This is a genomic window from Variovorax sp. PDC80, assembly GCF_900115375.1.
In the GTDB taxonomy this organism is placed as follows: domain Bacteria; phylum Pseudomonadota; class Gammaproteobacteria; order Burkholderiales; family Burkholderiaceae_C; genus Variovorax.
Window position 1 is genome coordinate 81,306 of the sequence record NZ_FOWG01000004.1, and the last position, 19,090, is coordinate 100,395.

Annotated in this window: 19 protein-coding genes; 7 read left to right on the forward strand and 12 right to left on the reverse strand. The window is 69.6% G+C overall.

What is annotated here, in order from left to right; genetic code table 11:
• The first annotated feature begins 56 nt into the window (after nt 1-56).
• From gyrB to BM109_RS13805, 4 genes are all read left to right on the forward strand, one after another.
• Nucleotides 57-2,678 carry a DNA topoisomerase (ATP-hydrolyzing) subunit B gene (gene gyrB / locus BM109_RS13790; protein ID WP_093343598.1) on the forward strand — a complete coding sequence of 874 codons (2,622 nt, stop codon included), beginning with the start codon at nt 57-59 and terminating at the stop codon, nt 2,676-2,678.
• 347 nt (nt 2,679-3,025) lie between these two features.
• Nucleotides 3,026-3,547 (forward strand): hypothetical protein, encoded by a 522-nt coding sequence (locus tag BM109_RS13795; RefSeq protein WP_093344147.1) that lies wholly within the window; start codon nt 3,026-3,028, stop codon nt 3,545-3,547.
• Nucleotides 3,548-3,674: 127 nt separating this feature from the next.
• Entirely contained in the window at nt 3,675-4,163 is a 489-nt protein-coding gene (locus BM109_RS13800; RefSeq protein WP_093343599.1) for a hypothetical protein, read from the forward strand.
• Nucleotides 4,164-4,282: 119 nt separating this feature from the next.
• Nucleotides 4,283-5,530, forward strand: coding sequence for a metallophosphoesterase (locus BM109_RS13805; RefSeq protein ID WP_093343601.1), 1,248 nt, complete (start codon nt 4,283-4,285; stop codon nt 5,528-5,530).
• A gap of 7 nt (nt 5,531-5,537) precedes the next feature.
• Here BM109_RS13805 and BM109_RS13810 read toward each other — a convergent pair whose 3' ends face one another.
• The gene (locus BM109_RS13810; RefSeq protein ID WP_093343602.1) at nt 5,538-6,059 is read right to left on the reverse strand and encodes a polyhydroxyalkanoate granule-associated phasin; all 522 of its coding nucleotides are present in this window, start codon (nt 6,057-6,059) and stop codon (nt 5,538-5,540) included.
• 226 nt (nt 6,060-6,285) lie between these two features.
• Here BM109_RS13810 and BM109_RS13815 point away from each other — a divergent pair, with 226 nt between their 5' ends.
• Nucleotides 6,286-6,861 carry an acyloxyacyl hydrolase gene (locus tag BM109_RS13815; RefSeq protein ID WP_093344148.1) on the forward strand — a complete coding sequence of 192 codons (576 nt, stop codon included), beginning with the start codon at nt 6,286-6,288 and terminating at the stop codon, nt 6,859-6,861.
• Here BM109_RS13815 and BM109_RS13820 read toward each other — a convergent pair.
• From BM109_RS13820 to BM109_RS13830, 3 genes are read right to left on the reverse strand one after another with little or no spacing between them, the layout of a single operon-like run.
• Nucleotides 6,852-7,847 carry a lysylphosphatidylglycerol synthase domain-containing protein gene (locus BM109_RS13820; protein ID WP_093343604.1) on the reverse strand — a complete coding sequence of 332 codons (996 nt, stop codon included), beginning with the start codon at nt 7,845-7,847 and terminating at the stop codon, nt 6,852-6,854. The genes BM109_RS13815 and BM109_RS13820 overlap by 10 nt on opposite strands.
• A complete protein-coding gene (gene clsB, locus BM109_RS13825) occupies nt 7,844-9,115 on the reverse strand; it encodes a cardiolipin synthase ClsB (RefSeq protein ID WP_093343605.1) in 1,272 nt (423 codons plus the stop codon). The genes BM109_RS13820 and clsB overlap by 4 nt, the downstream gene beginning before the upstream one ends.
• A 14-nt stretch (nt 9,116-9,129) precedes the next feature.
• Nucleotides 9,130-9,858, reverse strand: a complete 729-nt coding sequence (locus BM109_RS13830; protein ID WP_172705372.1) for an endonuclease/exonuclease/phosphatase family protein — start codon at nt 9,856-9,858, stop codon at nt 9,130-9,132.
• Nucleotides 9,859-10,235: 377 nt separating this feature from the next.
• Here BM109_RS13830 and BM109_RS13835 point away from each other — a divergent pair, with 377 nt between their 5' ends.
• Nucleotides 10,236-10,673: a serine/threonine protein kinase gene (locus BM109_RS13835; protein WP_093343607.1), complete on the forward strand. Its 438-nt coding sequence runs from the start codon at nt 10,236-10,238 to the stop codon at nt 10,671-10,673.
• 100 nt (nt 10,674-10,773) lie between these two features.
• Here BM109_RS13835 and BM109_RS13840 read toward each other — a convergent pair whose 3' ends face one another.
• The 5 genes from BM109_RS13840 to BM109_RS13860 all read right to left on the reverse strand — a co-directional run bounded on the left by BM109_RS13840 (nt 10,774) and on the right by BM109_RS13860 (nt 15,644).
• Nucleotides 10,774-11,346 (reverse strand): Spy/CpxP family protein refolding chaperone, encoded by a 573-nt coding sequence (locus BM109_RS13840; protein WP_093343608.1) that lies wholly within the window; start codon nt 11,344-11,346, stop codon nt 10,774-10,776.
• A gap of 150 nt (nt 11,347-11,496) precedes the next feature.
• Entirely contained in the window at nt 11,497-12,570 is a 1,074-nt protein-coding gene (locus BM109_RS13845) for a flavodoxin family protein (protein ID WP_093343610.1), read from the reverse strand.
• Nucleotides 12,571-12,662: 92 nt separating this feature from the next.
• A complete protein-coding gene (locus BM109_RS13850; protein WP_057591842.1) occupies nt 12,663-13,562 on the reverse strand; it encodes a pirin family protein in 900 nt (299 codons plus the stop codon).
• Nucleotides 13,563-13,614: 52 nt separating this feature from the next.
• The gene (locus BM109_RS13855; protein WP_093343611.1) at nt 13,615-14,178 is read right to left on the reverse strand and encodes a hypothetical protein; all 564 of its coding nucleotides are present in this window, start codon (nt 14,176-14,178) and stop codon (nt 13,615-13,617) included.
• The gene (locus BM109_RS13860) at nt 14,175-15,644 is read right to left on the reverse strand and encodes a carotenoid oxygenase family protein (RefSeq protein WP_093343612.1); all 1,470 of its coding nucleotides are present in this window, start codon (nt 15,642-15,644) and stop codon (nt 14,175-14,177) included. Before BM109_RS13860 ends, BM109_RS13855 begins: the two co-directional genes overlap by 4 nt.
• A gap of 131 nt (nt 15,645-15,775) precedes the next feature.
• On the opposite strand from BM109_RS13860, the gene BM109_RS13865 reads away from it, so the two are divergent.
• Entirely contained in the window at nt 15,776-16,516 is a 741-nt protein-coding gene (locus BM109_RS13865; RefSeq protein ID WP_093343614.1) for a TetR/AcrR family transcriptional regulator, read from the forward strand.
• A gap of 10 nt (nt 16,517-16,526) precedes the next feature.
• On the opposite strand, the gene BM109_RS13870 is transcribed toward BM109_RS13865, so the two are convergent.
• The 3 genes from BM109_RS13870 to BM109_RS13880 are packed head-to-tail and all read right to left on the reverse strand — an operon-like array spanning nt 16,527 to nt 19,083.
• A complete protein-coding gene (locus tag BM109_RS13870) occupies nt 16,527-17,273 on the reverse strand; it encodes a GNAT family N-acetyltransferase (RefSeq protein WP_093343615.1) in 747 nt (248 codons plus the stop codon).
• Nucleotides 17,270-18,559 (reverse strand): biosynthetic peptidoglycan transglycosylase, encoded by a 1,290-nt coding sequence (locus BM109_RS13875; protein ID WP_256222567.1) that lies wholly within the window; start codon nt 18,557-18,559, stop codon nt 17,270-17,272. The genes BM109_RS13870 and BM109_RS13875 overlap by 4 nt, the downstream gene beginning before the upstream one ends.
• Nucleotides 18,556-19,083, reverse strand: coding sequence for a hypothetical protein (locus BM109_RS13880; protein ID WP_093344153.1), 528 nt, complete (start codon nt 19,081-19,083; stop codon nt 18,556-18,558). The genes BM109_RS13875 and BM109_RS13880 overlap by 4 nt, the downstream gene beginning before the upstream one ends.
• Nucleotides 19,084-19,090: the final 7 nt, after the last annotated feature.

Consider the following 19,090-nt stretch of genomic DNA (forward strand, 5'->3'; position numbering starts at 1 on the left):
GGGTGCCCGCGAGTCCGTGGACCCCGTGAATCCGTGAGAGATAGAGGAATATCCGAATGAGCGCAGAAGAGAACAAGCCGGAAGTGCCGCACACCGAACCGGTCTACACACCCGAGATCGACAACGCGGTGCCGATCGAGGTCACGCCCGACACCTCCTATGGCGAAGGCTCGATCACGATCCTCGAAGGCCTCGAGGCCGTTCGCAAGCGCCCCGGCATGTACATCGGCGACACCTCCGACGGCACCGGCCTGCACCACCTGGTGTTCGAGGTCGTCGACAACTCCATCGACGAAGCGCTCGCCGGCCACTGCGACGACATCGTCGTCACCATCCATTCCGACAACTCGATCTCGGTGACCGACAACGGCCGCGGCATCCCGACCGGCGTGAAGATGGACGACAAGCACGAGCCCAAGCGCTCGGCCGCCGAGATCGCCCTCACCGAGCTGCACGCGGGCGGCAAGTTCAACCAGAACAGCTACAAGGTCTCGGGCGGCCTGCACGGCGTGGGCGTGAGTTGCGTGAACGCGCTGAGCGTGATGCTGCGCCTGGTGGTGCGGCGCGAAGGCAAGATCCACGAGCTCGAATTCAGCCGCGGCTTCGTGCAGAACCGCCTGCTCGAAACCGTGAACGGCTTCGAGGTCTCGCCGATGAAGATCATCGGCGACACCGACAAGCGCGGCACCGAAGTCCACTTCCTGCCCGACACGGAAATCTTCAAGGAAAACAACGATTTCCACTACGAGATCCTCTCCAAGCGCCTGCGCGAGCTGAGCTTCCTGAACAACGGCGTGCGCATCCGCCTGAAGGACGAGCGCAGCGGCAAGGAAGACGACTTCTCGGGCGCCGGCGGCGTGCGCGGCTTCGTCGAGTTCATCAACAAGGGCAAGACCGTCCTGCACCCGAACTCGTTCTACGCCGAGGGCGAGAAGCCGGCCGACACCTACGGCGGCATCCCCGGCACGCACATCGGCGTCGAGGTCGCGATGCAGTGGAACAGCGGCTACAACGAGCAGGTGCTCTGCTTCACCAACAACATCCCGCAGCGCGACGGCGGCACCCACCTCACGGGCCTGCGCGCCGCGATGACCCGCGTCATCAACAAGTACATCGAAGAGAACGAGTTCGCCAAGAAGGCCAAGGTCGAGGTCACCGGCGACGACATGCGCGAAGGCCTGTGCTGCGTGCTCAGCGTGAAGGTGCCCGAGCCCAAGTTCTCGAGCCAGACCAAGGACAAGCTGGTGTCCAGCGAAGTGCGCGCGCCGGTGGAGGACATCGTCGGCCGCCTGCTGACCGACTACCTGCAGGAACGCCCGAACGACGCCAAGATCATCTGCGGCAAGATCGTCGAGGCCGCCCGAGCCCGCGAAGCCGCGCGCAAGGCGCGCGAGATGACGCGCCGCAAGGGCGTGCTCGACGGCATGGGCCTGCCGGGCAAGCTGGCCGACTGCCAGGAGAAGGACCCGGCGCTGTGCGAGGTCTACCTGGTGGAGGGCGACTCCGCCGGCGGTTCCGCCAAGCAGGGCCGCGACCGGAAGTTCCAGGCCATCCTGCCGCTGCGCGGCAAGATCCTGAACGTCGAGAAGGCGCGCTACGAGAAGCTGCTGACCAGCAACGAAATCCTCACGATGATCACCGCCCTGGGCACCGGCATCGGCCGTGCCGGCGCGACCACCGCGGGCGGCGGCGCCGACGACTTCAACGTCGCCAAGCTGCGCTACCACCGCATCATCATCATGACCGACGCCGACGTGGACGGCGCCCACATCCGCACGCTGCTGCTAACCTTCTTCTACCGCCAGATGCCCGAGCTGGTCGAACGCGGCCACATCTACATCGCGCAGCCGCCGCTGTACAAGGTCAAGGTCGGCAAGGAAGAGCAGTACCTGAAGGACGGCAATGCGCTCGACGCCTTCCTGCTCAAGGTCGCGCTGAAGGACGCCAGCATCGAGACCGGTGGCGCCACCTCCCACACGCTCAGCGGCGACACGCTGGCCGAGCTGGCGCGCAAGCACCAGGTGGCCGAGGCCGTGATCCACCGGCTGCGCAACTTCATGGACGCCGAGGCCCTGCGCGCCATCGCCGACGGCGTGGCGCTCGACCTCGATACCACGCCCGCGGCCGAGGCCTCGGCCGTGGCGCTGCAGGCCAAGCTGCGCGAGCTCAACACCACCGGCGTGCCGGCCGAGGTCAGCAACGAGTTCGACGCCCGCACCGACAAGCCGCTGCTGCGCATCAGCCGCCGCCACCACGGCAACATCAAGAGCAGCGTGATCACGCAGGACTTCGTGCATGGCGCCGACTACGCCGCGCTGTCCGGCGCCGCCGACACCTTCCGCAACCTGCTGAGCCCCGAGGGCGCCGTGGTGCGCCGCGGCGAGGGCGAGCGCGCCAAGGAAGAGAAGGTGTTCGATTTCCGCCAGGCCATGCTGTGGCTCATCGGCGAGGCCGAGCGCGCCACCGCGCGCCAGCGCTACAAGGGCCTGGGCGAGATGAACCCCGAGCAGCTGTGGGAAACCACCATGGACCCGACCGTGCGGCGCCTGCTGCGCGTGCAGATCGACGACGCGATCGAGGCCGACCGCGTGTTCACGATGCTGATGGGCGACGAGGTGGAGCCGCGCCGCGAGTTCATCGAGCAGAACGCGCTGCGGGCGGCGAACATCGACGTCTGAGTCGATTTCTGCCCTCACCGTCACGCCGCCGTGGTTCGCACCCGGCGGCGTTTTTCATGGGGCGCCCGATCGCCGCGCCCACCGCCTTCGCACCATTCCCATGCCGCTTCGCGGCGGAGTGCGCGCACGCAACGCGGGCCCCTCGCGGCCGGACCCAAGGGTTTGTCTGAGGGTAGATCGCCACACAGGCTGTAAACGCTTGTCACAAGCCCGTCACCAGCTATTAAAACAATAGCGTTCAAAGCCTCGGCGAGGATCGTTCCTCGTAAACGCTATATCTAGCCCGAGTCTTGCTAAGCAAAATCCTCGACGAATTCCGCGTCACCCTGATCGAGGACATCGAAGCAATGAAATCCATGCGTTTCCGCCGGTCCCTGGCCGTCCTTGCAACGTGCGGCACGGCCGCCATCCTCGGCGCGACCCTTCCGGCCCACGCTGCCCCGAATCCGCCCATCCAGACCGCCCAGGGCGTCGAATACATGTGCGGCGGTACCAACAAGGACGAAGCTGCATTCATGCAGATGGTCGCGCCGCGCTGGGCCGCCACGATCGAACTGGGCATCAACGGCAGCCCCGCGCAGCGCGCGAGCTTCCCGGCCCGCGCCAAGGTCGAGGTGCGCGAGCGCTACACCGGCCGAGCGATCATGGAAGCGCTGTCGCAGGGCCCGTACATGCTCGCGCGGCTCGACCCGGGCGCCTACGACGTCAACGTCACGCTCGGCGGCCTCACGCTGACGCAGCCGCTGGTGGTGTTCGCGGGCATCCCGTCGAAGGCGACCTTCATGTGGCCGTCGAACTTCGACATGGCCTCGGTGCTGCCGCCGCAGCCCGAAACGCAGGCGATGGCGCAGACCAGCGCCGCGCGCTGAGGCGCCGAGCCGCCTCCACGGCCGGCGGCCACCCGCCGCGCCGTTTCGTTAAGTCCTGTCTAAGCCGTGCGCCGCACAGTGGCGCCGTGGTTTTCCGCCACGAGAGCATGGAAAGAAAGGACTGATCATGACCCCCCGGATTTCACCGCGCGCGCGGCCGCTGGCCGCCGCCCTGCTGTGCGGCGCCCTCGCGTTCGGCGCGCTCGCCACCTCCGCGCAAGCCGCGTTCAACCCGCCGATCCGCATGTCGCACGGCATCGAGTACATGAGCGGCGGCATCGGCAGCGACGAGGCAAAGCTGATGGAAACGGTCCTGCCGCGCTGGCCGGCGAGCTTCGAATTCGCGATCAAGGACCACCAGGGCGCGGACTTCGCGGCCGACGTGCACGTGACGGTGCGCGATGGCCGCGGCGTGGCGCTGCTCGACAACGTGGTGGCGGGCGGACCGTTCATGGTGGCGCGCCTCGAGCCCGGCAGCTACCAGGTCGAGGCCACGCTGCGCGGCCAGACGCTCAAGCAGCCGCTGCAGGTGGTGTTCGGCACGCCCACCAAGGCCACCTTCCTCTGGCCGGCGGGCACCGACATGGCCGCCGCCGGCACGCGCGCGGTGCAGTAAGCGCACGAAGGCACGGCGGCACGGACGCCGGGTGCAGGCGCTCACGTCGCCGTCGGCGGCCCGGCACCTGTCATCCCGGCATGCTGCGCTACTGAAAAAATAGCGTGGCAGCGACTTGAATGCACGGCATGCGCCTTGCAGATGACGTGTCCCGGGCAGTGCCCGAACCCATTGCCCCGATGCCGATCCGTCCCCTGAGCGTGCTGACCGCGCTCCTGCATGCCTACATCGCCCTGCGTCTGCTGCCCGCGGCCGCGGGGCTCACGCCGGCCTGGCCGATCGGCCTGCTGGCGCTGGTGGTGTCGGCGCTGACCATTCCGCTGCCCTTCCTGTCGCGGCATGCGCCGCGCAAGAAGCCGCTGCACGCAGTACTGCAATGGACCGGCCTGCTGAGCATGGGCTGGTTCTCGTCGCTGTTCGTGCTGACGCTGGTGCGCGACGCCGGCCTGCTGCTGACCTGGGTCGCGCAGCGCGTGGCCGGCCTCGCGGTGCCGTGGGACACGCTGCGGCCCTGGAGCGCGCTGGCGGTGTTCGCGCTGGCCACGCTCGTCTCGCTGATCGGCTTCGTCAATGCGCGCCGCACCGCGGACGTGAAGCACGTCGACGTGCCGATCCGCGGCCTGCCGGCCGCGCTCAAGGGCTTCACGATCGTGCAGCTCAGCGACATCCACGTCGGCCCGACCATCCGCAACAGCTACATCCAGCGCATCGTCGACGCGGTGAACCGGCTCGGCGCCGACGCGATCGCGATCACCGGCGACCTGGTCGACGGCACCGTGCCCGAACTGCGCGAGCACATCGCGCCGCTGGCCGGGCTGCGCGCGCGCCACGGCACCTTCGTGGTGACCGGCAACCACGAGTACTACGCGGGCGCCCATGCCTGGATCGACGAACTGCGCCGCCTCGGCCTGCAGGTGCTGCTCAACGAGCACGTGGTGCTGCAGACGCGCAACGTGCGCGGCGCGCAGAACGACGAGGAAACCTTCGAGAGCCAGCTGGTGCTGGCCGGCGTGACCGACTACACGGCGGGCCACTTCGATGCCTCGCACGAGAGCGATCCGCAGCGTGCGCTCGACGACGCACCGCCGCTGGTGCACACGCGCGTGCTGCTCGCGCACCAGCCGCGCAGCGCACCGAAGGCGGCCGCGGCCGGCTTCCAGCTGCAGCTCTCGGGCCACACGCACGGCGGCCAGTTCTTCCCGTGGAACCTGTTCGTGCCGATGCAGCAGCCCTTCACGGCGGGCCTGCACCGGTTGCAGGACATGTGGATCTACGTGAGCCGCGGCACCGGCTACTGGGGCCCGCCCAAGCGCTTCGGCGCCCCGTCCGAGATCACGCTGCTGACGCTGATGCCGGCGCGCGGCTGAGCGAGGCTCAGCTTGCGGCCTGCTGCGCGCCGAGCCGCCGCGCGTTGGCGGTGGCCACCGCGTGGATCGGCTTCAATCCCTCGCTCGCGATGCGCGCCGTGCTGTTCGGCCAGCGCTGGGCCGCGTTCGCGGCGCGCGAGGCCGCGCGGATCAGCGCATCGCCATGCTCGGCCGCCTGCGCCGGCGTGACGCTGCCGGCCAGCGAGAGGAAGGCCGCGGCGCCATGCAGACATTGCTGGCAGATGCGGCTCGCGAGGCCGATCTGGCTGCTGTGCCATTGCCGCGCCATCGCGAAACCCGAGGCGTGCGCGGCCTCGAGCTTCTCGTCGCCCATGCGCCGGAATTCGACCAGGTCGTCGGCACTCGGCGCGAGCCCCGCCTGCGCGATGCGCTCGGTGCGCAGGCGGATCACGGTGCCCGAGGACAGCAGCATCTCCTGCGTCTTGAGCGCGAGCTCGGTCCATTCGCGCAGCGGCCACAGCGGCCATGACGAAACGCTGAGGGAGGGAAGGGAAGAAGTGGACGACATCGTGGGGAGCGGCGTAATGCCTGCGAGGGAGATCGGCCCACTATAGGCCTGCCGCGTGGCGAATGCTGCAGTGCAACAAGAACCTGAGCGCATTCCGTGGCGTTTTGCAGCTTTGGTGATGAAGTCCTACTTCTCGACGTGGAAATCGCGTAGCGGCACGACACGAAACTGAACGCAAAGTGAATATGACCTTCAGTTTTCATCATTCGCTTTGACGATCCGGATCATGAGATTCAACGCTTCCACCCCGCTCCGTGCCGCCGCGCTGGCCGGACTGCTGGGCTTGCTGGGCAGCAACGCCCACGCCTTCGAGGACAGCCAGCGCGGCTTCTACGTGGAAGGCGGACGCGCGCCCCACGGCCAGATGGGCAGCACCAATGCCTTCACCGTCGGGATGACGCTGCCGTGGTCACCGCGACAGCCGGTGCAGGAAGGCGCGCTCACCACCTACTGGGACGTCTTCCTCAGCGATTGGCACGCACCCGCGCTTGACGACGGCCGGCGCGACTACGTGCAGATCGGCGCCATCTACACCTGGCGCTGGCGCTTCGCGCACGGCGGCTCGCCCTGGTACGTCGAAGGCGGCGTGGGCGGCAGCGTGATGGACCATGTCTACCGGACGCCCGACCGCAGCTTCAGCACCGCGTTCCAGTTCACCGAGGTGCTCGGCGTGGGCCGCAGCTTCGGCGACCACGGGGAACACGACCTGTCGCTGCGCGTGCAGCACTTCTCCAACGGCGGCATCAAGAAGCCCAACCCCGGCGAGAACTTCGTGCGGGTGCGCTACACCTATCACTTCTGATGCGCGATGCGGGCCCGGCGCCCGCGCCGCGCGCGCAGCTCGGTCGCGAAGTAGGCCAGCGTGGCCACCAACAGCGGCAGCAGGTAGTAGAGGCCGCGGTAGGCGAGCAGGGCGGCCAGCAACTGCGCCTCGGCCACCTGGTGCGCGAGCAGCGCGACGAACACCGCTTCCAGCACGCCGAGCCCCGCCGGCACGTGCGTGATCACGCCGGCCACCGCGGCCACCAGCAGCACGGCCAGCACCTGCGGATAGGCGACCTGGCCCTGCAGCAGCAGCCAGATCACGCCGCCGATCAGCGACCAGTTGGTGCACGACAGCAGGAACTGCAGCAGCGCCATGCGCAGGGTCGGCGTGCGCAGCTCGTGCCCGCGCACATGCCAGCGCTTCCCATGCGCGAAGGCGCACACCAGCAGATAGACCGCGGCCAGCACCAGCAACGCCGCGCCCAGCAGCCGCAACTCCTCGCCATCGACCTTCCACGCCGGCGGCAGGCCCAGCGGCCAGAAGAAGAACGCGGCACCGGCCACCACCAGGTAGCCGATCCAGTTGGTGAGCATGCTGAAGCCCAGCACGCGCGTGATGGTGTCGTTGCGCAACCCCAGCCGCGAATAGAGCCGGTAGCGGAAGGCCACGCCGCCGACCAACGAGCCGAGGTTGAGGTTGAAGGCGTAGCTGATGAAGGTCACGCCCATCACCGTGCCGGCGCGCAGCGGATGGCCCGTGAGGTGGCGACCCAGCAGGTCGTAGGTGCTGTAGAGCGCGAAGCTGCAGGCCGCGAGCAGACCCGCGCCGAGCAGCGTGAGGGGCGGCAGCGCGGCGATCGCGTCGCCGACCTCGTGCCAGTCGATGGAACGCGCCTGGCTCACGAGCAGCCAGGCCACGAGCCCGAAGAAGCCCCACACCAGCGTTCGCCTGGCCCAGGGCCACGCGCGGCGCCAGCCGCTGGCGGGCAACGCATGCAGGCGGCCGCCAGCCGCCGTCGTCATGCGGCCTCCGTCGACGCGGGCGCGCCCTCGACGCCGTCGCCGTGGTTCTTGCGTCGCCGGTCGCCGAGGTCGGTGACCTCCACCGGCTTCAGCCGCGGCACGTGGCGCGGCAGCCAGCCCAGCAGCGAGGGATACCAGCGCATCAAGTGGAAGATGAAGAAGCTGCGCACCAGCCGCCAGCCGCTCCATTCGCTCGCGAGGTCGGCCGTGTCGATCTGCTTGCAGCTGTGTTGCATCAGGTGATCGAGGCGCTCGTGCAGCAGCGTGTTGAAGGCCGCGTCGCGCACCACCACGTTGGCCTCGAGGTTGAGCGACAGGCTCAGCGGATCGAGGTTGCTCGAGCCCACGGTGCTCCAGCGATCGTCCATCAGCGCGACCTTGCCGTGCAGCGGCCGCTCGCAGTATTCGTAGATGCGCACGCCCGCGTGCAGCAGGTGGTGGTAGAGCATGCTCGCGGCCGTCTTCACGATCGGCATGTCGGGCTCGCCCTGCAGGATCAGCCGCACGTCGACGCCGCGCCGCGCCGCGCGCCGCAGTTCCTTGATGAGCCGGTAGCCCGGGAAGAAGTAGGCGTTGGCGATCACGATGCGCTCGCGCGCGCTGCGGATCGCGGCGCGGTAGTGGCGCTCGATGTCGTTGGTGTGGTGGCGGTTGTCGCGCGTGACGAACATCACCTCGGCCTCGCCGGCCACCGTGTCGCCCACGGGCGGCGCCTGCCTGAGCCGGCGCCGGAACCAGCCCGGCCCCTTGCCGCCGACCGCGATCGCGCGCAACGCGAAGTGGTGGATCTGCGCCACGATCGGCCCGGCGAGCTCGACCGCGTAGTCCTGCTTGGCCTTGGGGCCGAAGTCCATCAGGTGGTCGGCCGAATAGTTGATGCCGCCGACGAAGGCGCGCTCGCCGTCGATCACCACGATCTTGCGGTGCATGCGGCGGAACACGTTGAGCCGCTGGCCCAGGAAGCGGTGGCCCGGATCGAACACGCGCACCTTCACGCCGGCGCTGCTCAATTCCTCGAGGAACTCGCGCGAGAGATCGGGCGAACCGAAGCCGTCGATCATCAGGTCGACCTTCACGCCGCGCCGAGCGGCCTCGCACATGGCGGCGTGCAAGTCGAGGCCCACCTTGTCCTCGAACAGGATGAAGGTCTCGATGACCACTTCGCGCCGTGCCGCGCGGATCGCCTCGAACACGCGCGGGAAGAACTGCTCGCCGTTCTCGAGCAGTTCGATGCGGTTGCCCGCGACCCAGTGGTTGCCGTTGCTCATGGATGGATGCGCTTTCAGAGATCGATCTCGGCCACCAGCGGCGCGTGGTCGGACAGGTGCGACCAGGGCCGGCGCGGCAGCACCACCGGCGCGTGCACGCCGGCATTGCGCACGTAGATGCGGTCCAGCGGCAGCACCGGGAAACGCGAAGGGAAGGTCTTGGCCGCGTGGCCGTGCGCATGCACGAACACCTCGCGCAGCGACGCGCCCTCGGCCAGGGTCGCATGCGCGCGGCCGCGCCAGTCGTTGAAGTCGCCGGCCACGATCAGCGGCGCGTCGGCCGGCACCTCGTCACGCACGATGTGGCACAGCAGCTCGAGCTGCTGCTGCCGGTGCGCCTCGGCCAGGCCGAGGTGGGCGCAGATCGCATGCACGTCGACCGTGCGGCCCGGCAGCCGCAGCACGCAGTGCAAGAGCCCGCGCTTCTCGGGCCCGGCCACCGACACGTCATGGTTGCGGTGATGCACGATCGGAAACTTCGACAGCAGCGCATTGCCGTGGTGGCCCTTGGGATAGACCGCGTTGCGCCCGTAGGCGAACTGCGGCCACATGGTGTCGGCCAGGAATTCGTAGTGCGGCGCCTCGGGCCAGTTGCTCACGCGGCGCGAATGGCGCGAATGGGTGCCCAGCACCTCCTGCAGGAACACCACGTCGGCGCCCACGGTGCGCACCGCATCGCGCAGCTCGGGCAGGATGAACTTGCGGTTGAGCGCGGTGAAGCCCTTGTGGGTGTTCACCGTCATGACCTTCAGCGACACGGGCGCGGCCGCGAGTCCGGCCGCGGTGACGGGGCCGGGCGGATTCGCGCCCACGGCGTGGGCGGTTTCCGCGTTGGCGACGGATTCGTTCGTGAAGATCGGTGTGGAGGACATCGGATTTCGGGTTGTACGTGCTCGATCCGTGCCCGCCTGTAGGAACGCGCCACCTTCTCGTGGCGCCTCCAGCCCTCCGACGCGACAGGCTCGCGGCGCCTTCGCGCGCGGCCGGCCGGCTCCTACAGGCAGCCCTGACGCACCCCCACAAGGCCCGAACGGAGCGGCTCCTACGGTGAATTCAGGACGTCGGGAAAGGCGTCCGCGATTTCTTCACACCATTTATCGAGACGCAAAGGAAACCGATCATGAAACACGCACAGCAACGACTTCTTCGAGCGACCCTGCTGGCCGGCCTGATGGGCGCGGGCGGCTTCGCGATGGCGCAGACCTCCTCGATGCCCGCGGCACCCGATCCGGCACTGGGCGGCCAGGCCAGCACGCAATCGCCGACCGGCGTGGCCAATCCCACGCAGCAGCCCGACGGCAATGCGCCGGTGTCGCTCGAGACCGTGCGCGCCGAGGCCCGTGCGCACAACCGCAACAACACCAACAACCTGGTGCCCAAGGGCGAGGCCAGCACCGTGATGAACGGCCAGCCGAACATGGTGACGGCACCGACCGGCGAGCAGTCGCGCTGGCAGGTGAGCCAGCAGGCGCGCAAGGTGAAGCCGCATTTCGGCCAGCCGGGCGAGCGTCCGGAGGTGCCGACCAACCCGACCGAGAAGACCGGCACGCCGAAGTAATCGGATCGGTCGGATCGACCAGAACAAAGGCCCGCAACGCTTCGCGCGTTGCGGGCCTTCGTCATGGGCCACTCTCGGCGACAGCGCCGAGGGCCGAGGCTCAACCCTTGGCCGGTTGGGCGTCGGGGCCGCCATGGTGGCCGCCGCGATGGAAGCGGTGACCGCCGAAGTGCAGGGTCTCGGCGTCGAAGGTCTTCTGCTGCTCGGGCGTCAGCGCGGCATAGAAGGACTTCGTGGCGTCGGCGCGCTTGGCGAACATCGCGCTGCGTTCGGCCTGGCGGGCCTGCATGCGTTCGATGCGCTGCGGCGTGGTCAGCTTGGCGAAGTCGGCGCGGGTCATGCGCTGGCCATCGGGACGCGGACCGGAGAACTGCGTCGCGCCGGTGTAGCTGGACCAGGCGCTTTCCTGCGAGGCATTGAGCTTGAGCTTGTCCTTGAGGGCCGCGAGACGCTTGGCGCGATGTTCCTGCATGCGTTCGAAACGCTTGGCCGGATCCATGCGCTTGTGGTCCGCGTGGGCCTTGCGCTGCGGGGCCGCGCCATCCGCCTGCGCCACGGCAGCGGCGGGTGCCGCGGTCGTGGGCGCCGGCGTCTGGGCGAAAGCGCCCGACGATGCGAGGGCGGCCGAGCCCAGCAGGCCGGCCCAGAGGATGCGTTGGCGGAGAGAGATCATGAGAGTGCTTCCTTTCGAAGAACCGCCGCCGATGGGCAGCTGGTGAGACGAAGTGTGGAAGCCTTCTGTAAGCCGTCCGTGAGCCCCGCGTGAGCCTGCGTAAAGAATGGTGAATGGCGGCGCGGGCGGCCGTGAATTTTTGCGCGCGAGCTACTTGGGACGCGGCCTCTTCAGGCCCCGGTCAGGCGATTTGAGCTTGCCGGTGCGCAGCTGCCGCACCGCCTGCGCCACCGCGCGCGCGACGTTGCGCACCTCTTCCTGCAGGTCGGCGTCGGCATCGAGCGTGTCGTGGCTGGTGGCATAGGGCTCGTAGTAGCCGATGTAGCGATCGAGCTGCGCCGCATTGCCCGCGTCGATCAGCCCCATCCAGTCGAGCCAGTCGCAGAGGTTGCGCCGCACGCTCTCGATGCCGGCCACGTCGCCATGCACCACCACGCCATAGGCACGGCCATCGAGATGCTTGGGATAGCCCCAGCCCTCGAGCTCGAGCGCCTTGGCCTCTTCGGCCTTCTTGCCGTGCGTGCTGGTGGGATCGGGGTTGCCGCCATCGGCGCACACCAGGCGATCGATCATCAGCTTGAGCGGGCTCGTGGCCTGGTACCAGTGGGCGGGCGTGAGCACGATCACGCCATGCGCCGCGGTCCAGCGTTCGTAGATCTCGTTCATCCAGTCGCCGGTCTGGCGCAGCGAGTGGTTCGGATAGCAGCTGCAGGGCCAATGGCACAGCGGCATCGCGGTCGAGACGCAGCCCTTGCACGGATGGATCTCGCGGCCGTAGTCCGAGGTCAGCAGGCTGAGGTCGAGCACGTCGGTCTTCACGCCGCTGCCCTCGAGCACCTCGCGCGCGAGCTGCGTCAGCCGCCAGGTCTTGGAGATCTCGCCGGGACAGGTGCCGTCGTTGCGCGGCGAACCATTGACCAGCAGCACGCGCGAATGGCTCTGCGGGTCGGCCCACTTGGCGTGCGCCGCGTCGATGCGCGCCTTGGCCTCGAGCCAGTCGACCGACAGCTCGTAGTCGGGATCGGCATAGCCGGGCCCGGCCTTGCGCGTGACGGGTGCCTTGCGGCCTTCGTGGTAGGCCTCCCAGGCGATCAGCTCGATGCGCCGCAGCGATTCGGACTCGGCCTGGAAGGCCGGGTCCTGGAAGTCCTGCATGAAGCGTTCATGGAACTCGGCGCGCTGCAGCGTGGCGGGCGCCTGTCCTTTTCGGATCGTGGGGGGCATGCAGGCAACGTAGAAGCCTCGCCCGGCCTCGTGCGCCGACCTCCATGCCGACACGCGGTAGGCGCAGGCCGCACCGCCGCGTCGGCGCAGGCTCAGCCGAAGCGGCCCTGGCGGAAGTCGTCGACCGCCTGCTTGATCTGCTCGGGCGTGTTCATCACGAACGGGCCGTACTGCACGATGGGTTCGTTCAACGGGTGGCCCGCGATCAGCAGCGCGCGCGCCGGGCTGTGGTTGGTCGAGCCCGCGCGCAGCAGCACGCCGTCGCTGCCGGCCTCGTTCGCGAGGATGGCCATGCGCCGCGTCGGCACCTCGCTGCCCGCGATCCACAGCGATTCGCGGAACACGTAGACCAGCGCGTTGTGCGACGGTGGCAGCGGCTGCGCGAACTCGGCGCCCGGCGGCAGCGTGATGTCGAGGTACAGCGGCTCGGTGCGCTCGCGCCGCACGGCGCCCTCGATGCCATGGCTCGCGCCGGCGATCACGCGCACGTGCACGCCCTCGGCGGTGGTGAACTCGGGGATCTCGGCGCTCTGGATGTCGCGGTACCAGGGCTCGCGCAGCTTCTCGTCGGCCGGCAGGTTGAGCCAGAGCTGGAAGCCTTCCATCAGGCCTTCCTGCTGCTCGGGCAATTCGCTGTGCACCAGGCCGCGGCCCGCGGTCATCCATTGCACGCCGCCGTTCTCGAGCAGGCCCTCGTGGCCCGCGCTGTCGCGGTGCCGCATGCGGCCCGCGATCATGTAGGTGACCGTCTCGAAGCCGCGGTGCGGATGGTTCGGAAAGCCGCCGACGTAGTCGCCGGGGTTGTCGCTGCCGAAGGCATCGAGCATGAGGTAGGGATCGAGCCGCTTCTGCAGCGGCTGCCCGAGCACGCGCGTGAGCTTCACGCCGTCGCCATCGCTGGCCGACACACCGGCCACGATGTGGTCGATGCCGCGCGGCGCGGCCACGGGCTCGGTGGGATGGTGGAGATGATGGTGGTTCGTGTGGGTCATCCGACCATGGTGGCACCAATGGCCCGACCGCGCCACCCGTGGGGGCGGGCGCTCAGCCCCCGGCCGCGGCCTCGAAGCGCGCGCGCATGTGCTCGGGGTACCACTGCGTGAAGCGGATCGCGCCGACGATGGCCGCGACCGTGACCGCGATGCCCACCCACAGCGGCAGCGAGGGCACGTAGACCATCGCCACGTCGGCCAGCACCATCAGCGCGAAGGCCACGGCCCAGGCGGCGGTGATGACCATGTTGACCAGCTTGAAGCCCGGCAGCGCCCAGACCTCGGGCGGCGTCTGCTCCTTCGCGTACTGCAGGGTGAAGGGCTGGCCGATGGCCATCGAGGCCAGCACCACCAGCAGCAGCCCCGCGTCGACGCGCAGCCGCACGCCGAGCAGCGACCACTCGGTGTGCGTGGCGAGCGCGAACACGGCGAGGCCACCGAACAGCAGCACGGTGCCGATCTCGAGCACCTTGACCGTGCGCTTCGGCGTGAGCCAGTCGCGCAACAGCAGCACGGCCGACAGCGCCGCCGCGGCCGAGAGCGCGGGCACCACGCCGAGCAGGCGGTCGAACAGCGCGAAGACGATGAAGGGCGCGAAGGCCAGCAGCATGCTCATGACGACGCTCCGAAGCGAACGGTGGGTTGCGCATCGGCCCGCGCGGCGGCGCCGGGCACGCTGCCCTCAGCATCGAACCAGTTGCCATGGAAGCCCACGGGCACGCGGTGCGGCAGCGCGGCGGTGCACAGCGGGCCGTTGGCCACGGCACGCGCATCGAAGACGGCGAGCTCGCTGGTGTGGGTGGCGCCACGCCAGATGGTGGCGAGCAGCCAGCCATCGCCTTCCTCGGCCTGCGCCGAGCGCGGCACGAACACGGCCTCCGACATCGTGTCGGGCGCCGGCAGCTTGTAGATGCCGCGCTCGCCGTTGGCATGGTCGACATGCGCGAGGCCCGCGAAATTGCGCCGCGCCTCGGTGGAAGCCTCGTCGTCGCGCAGCACGTACCAGCCATGGCGGTAGGGCAGGCCGGCGAAGCGGTCATCGATGCGCGGGAATTCGCCGGGGCGCGGATCGAGCACGGTGCGCGTGAATTCGCGCGCCGGGTTCGCGAGCTCGAACTGCCAGCGCACCAGACGCGCGGGCGGATCGCCCGCGCCGATCGGCGAGCCGTCGGGACGCGGGAACAGCGGCGGCGTGTCGAACTGCATCACGTCGGCGTACAGGCTGCCGTCGGCTTCCCAGGCATTCATCACGTGGAACACATAGCAGGCCGGGCCGCGCCACCAGACGATGTCGGCGCTGCTGCCGCCGCGCGGCATCAGGCCGACGCGGGTGCCGAACTCGGGCTCCCAGGCATAGGGCGGGCGGCCCTGCTGCGCGCGCTCGAGGCTGGCGGTGATCGGCATGATCGGGAACATCACGTGGCCCTCGGTCACCATGAAGTCGTGGACCATGCTGGCATAGGGTGCCTCGAAACTCTCGAAGCGCGTGACGCGGCCGTCGGCCGCGATGCTGCCGAAGCTCATGCCCGCCGACAGCGGCGCGGGCGTGCCGTAGCCGAAGAACAGCAGCTCGCCGGTGCGCGGATCGGTCTTGGGATGGGCCGTGAAGCTGCCGTGCAGGCGCCCGTCGAGGTCGGTGGCGCCGAGCGTGTCGAGCCCGGGCAGCGTCATCGCGATCGGCAGGTGCGCCTCCTCGAGCGCAAGCATGCGGCCGGCATGGCCGATCACGTTGGTGTTGCCGGTGCCGTCATCCTCGCGCTTCGGCGCCTCGCCCTCGGTGCTCTGGAAGCCGACGCGGCGCCGCTCCTGCCCTTCGACCGTGGCCTGCCAGCGCTGGGTGCGCACCCAGCGGTTGCGGTAGTGCACCGCGCCGTCGGCGATGTGGAAGGCATGCAGCATGCCGTCGCCGGCGAACCAGTGGGCGCGCGGGTCGGGCGCCACCGGGTTCGGGCCGTTGCGCACCAGCGTGCCGCGCAGGCCGGCGGGCAGCGTGCCCTTCAGCGGCAGCGGACCGACGTCGGTCTCGAAGTCGATCGGGCCCATGTTGGAAGGCGGGGCGCTGCGGGTGACGGCATCGTTCATCGGGGTTCCTTCGGATCGTCGGCCGGGGCCGGTGTAGGGTTGGAAAAGCGTGGAGGGCTTATCTTTCCAGTGGAAATATCGTCGAGCCATCCAATGAAGTCAAGAGATTTTTCCAGTGGTAAGATTTTTGGATGCCTGCTGCTTCCCGTCCGCGCCGTTCCCGTTCCACGGAACCGGCCACCGCCGAATCTTCGCCGGCCACAGCGGCCACAGCGGCCACACCGGCCGAGTCCGCCGCGCCGGCCCGCCGCTACCACCACGGCGCCTTGCCCGATGCCTTGCTGGCCGCGGCCGAGACCGTGCTGCAGCGCGACGGCATCGCCGGGCTCGGCCTGCGCGCGATCGCGCGCGAAGCGGGCGTCTCACACACCGCGCCCAAGCACCACTTCGGCGACACCACCGGCTTGTTGAGCTCGCTCGCCGCCGTGGGGTTCCATCGCCTGGCCGACGCGATGCGCACCTCGGCGCCCGAGGGTGCCGACGCCAGCGCGCGGCGCAACGCGATCGGCCGTGCCTACGTGCATTTCGCGCATGAGAACCCGGCGCTGTTCGGGCTGATGTTCCGCACCGAGAAGATCGACATGCTGCATCCCGTGCTGGGCGCCGCGGCCGCCGAGGCGATGCGCGTGATGGCCTCGATCATCGGCGGCGCGCCGAGGCTGCCCGACAGCCCGCCCACCTCGCTGAGCAACGCCGAAGCCATGCAGATGACCTCGGCCTGGGGCTATGTGCACGGGCTCGCGGTGCTGCTGATCGATCACCGGCTGCGCGGCATCCTCAAGCTCGCGCCGGGCTTCGACGACCCGCTCGCGCTGGTCGACGCGGCGCTGGACGAGGTGCGCTTCGGGCTGGAACTCGAGCCGCGCGACTGAGCCTGCCGCTTCAGGTCGAAGGCTGCCAGTACCGGTACTGCCAGCGCGTTTCGAAACCGGCGCGCCGGTACAGCGCCAGCGCGGGATCGTTCTGCGCCTCGACCTGCAGGAACACTTTTTCGAACCCCCGCTCGAGCGCCACCTGCGCCAGCCCCGCGAGCACGCGCCCGGCCAGGCCGCGGCCGCGCTGCGCGGCGTCGGTGCGCATGCCGTGCACGCTGGCCCAGCCATGGCCGAAAGCCATCGCGCCCGCGGCCACGGTGCGGCCGCCTTCGCGCACGCTCGCATAGAGCGAGCCCTGGGCACGCGCCAGCACGCGCACGCGGTGGGCGCCGTCGACTGGATCGAAACCCTCGCCGAGGAACAGCGCCGCCCAGGCGTCGTCGGGCGCGGTGTCGACCTCGGCCGGCAGCGCGCCGGCCGGTGCCACGGCCTGCATCCGGCGCAAGGTGGCGGTCTGCACCAGCGTGGGCTTGGCGCCGCGATAGCGCCGGGCTTCGAGCTCGGCGCGCAGGCCGTCGAAGCATTCCAGATCGGCCAACCGCAGCATGGGCGGGAGCCCCTGCGCGGCGTAGCCTTGCTCGATCCGCTCTAGCGTGCCCTCGGCCGCCGGCGCATGGCGCAGCGGCACGGCCGAGCGGGCACGCGAGACCGTGCCGTGGTCGAAGGGCAGCAGCCAGCCCTCGATAGCGCCGACGGCATCGGGCGAGACGGCCGCGACCGTGGCGCGCTCGATCGCTTCGACCTCGGCGCTCATGGGTTCGGCTCCGGCGGCGCGAACTTCGCGCTGGCCACGCTCTTGAGCAGCGACTCGCGCTGGTTACGGCTGATGCCGCGCACGCCCTCGGCCACCCACTTCACGCGGTCGGGATCGATGGCCCCGTCGCGCCGCCACTGCTCGAGCACCGCCTGCGGCTTGTGCAGCATGGCCGCGAGCCAGACCGCCTGCGCCGGTTCGAGGCTGCGCGCGCTGCGCTTGAAATAGCGCTTGGCCGCGGCTTCCGCGCCGCAGAGGTTGCCGCCCCAGGGCGCGTTGTCGAGGTAGAGCTGCAGGATGCGCGCCTTGCCCAGCGTCTGTTCCATCTCGACCGCGTAGAGCAGCTCGCGCAGCTTGCGCTCGGCCGTGCGCTCGCTGCCGGTCGCCAGCAGCTTCGCGAGCTGCTGCGTGAGCGTGCTGCCGCCGCGTTTCTGCGCGCCTTCCTTCTGGTTGTTGTCGATCGAGGCCAGGATCTCGGTCAGGTCGTAGCCGGTGTGGGTGAAGAAGCGTTGGTCCTCCGCGGCGATGACCGCGCGCGCGAGCCAGCTGTCGTTGGTCAGCCTGGCCGAGGGGCCGCAGCTGGTGCGCGCGCCCAGCATGGCCTCGGTGCCCAGGCCCTCGACCGTGAACTGGCTGACGCTGGGCAGCACCGAGAAGGTGGCTTCGGGCAGCACGACGTGGCCGCGCAATGCCAGCGTGCCGCCGATGCGCGCGCGCTGCAGCTCGGGCAGGCCGGGCACCAGCACCGCGTACCAGCGCGCGATCGGCGCATCCTGGATGTCGACGCTGAGCTGCAGGTTCTTCGGCGCGAGGCGGCCCTCCCATTTGCCTTGCAGCGTGGCGGCGGGATCGCCCGCGGGCGATCCCTGCGGCGTGGCGCCGAGCGTGCCGTTGAGCGTGTTGCCGTCGCGGCGCACCGTGGCCACCAGCTGCTGCACGCGGATCGGCTGCGCGCCCAGCGCCGGCAACTCGACGCTGCACGGCGCGCAGTGCAGTTCGAGCAGGCCGTCGGCCGCCTTCCAGGCGAAGCGCACGGTGCCGTGGCCGGTGTCGAGCGAGCGGCCGTCGAGCCATGGCGCGAACCAGGGCGAGGTGGCGATGCGCACCGCGGTCGGCACGCCGGTCTCGAAGGCGAGCGGACCGGCCTTCACCGTGGTGCGCCATTCGCCGGGCGCGGGGGCCAGCGCGAGCTTGACGATCAGGAAGATCGCCACGCCGGCCGTGATCACCAGGGCCAGCAGGCCGAAGAGGAGAAATCGCAGGGTCTTTTTCAGCAATGGGTTCACATCGGTCTCGCCACGGTGACGGCTTGCCACGGTCCGTTCGACCGGCCGCTGGCTGCCGCCCAGTACCAGGCTGAAGTGTCGGTGAAAGCGGCGCCATCGGCGTCGACGATGCGCTCGCAGACGCGGAACTTTTGCCCGCCGTGCCGTTGCGCAACAAAACAGCGCCACAAATGCGATTCGCCGGCCTGCATCTGGTGCTCCAGCCGCTCCTGCGCGATGCGGTAGCCGAGCGCGCGGTAGCAGTCGGCGGCCGGATGCAGCATGCGCGTGGGCTCGCGCACCTCGCGCATCACCAGAGTCTGGCGGCCGTCGGTCATGCGGCCGATGGCGCCTGGAAAGCGGTCGGCGAAGCGCTGCTCCACCTCGCTGAGCGCGAGCGGACGCAGCGCGGCGCCGTCCCATTCGCGCGGCCACTCGATCGTGCTCGCCACCGGCGCGGCCACGGCCGGCGTGCGCAGCGCGGCGGCGCCCGACCACAGGATGCACAGCAGCATCGCGACGGCGAACAGCGTCTTGTGGCCCATGCGGTTG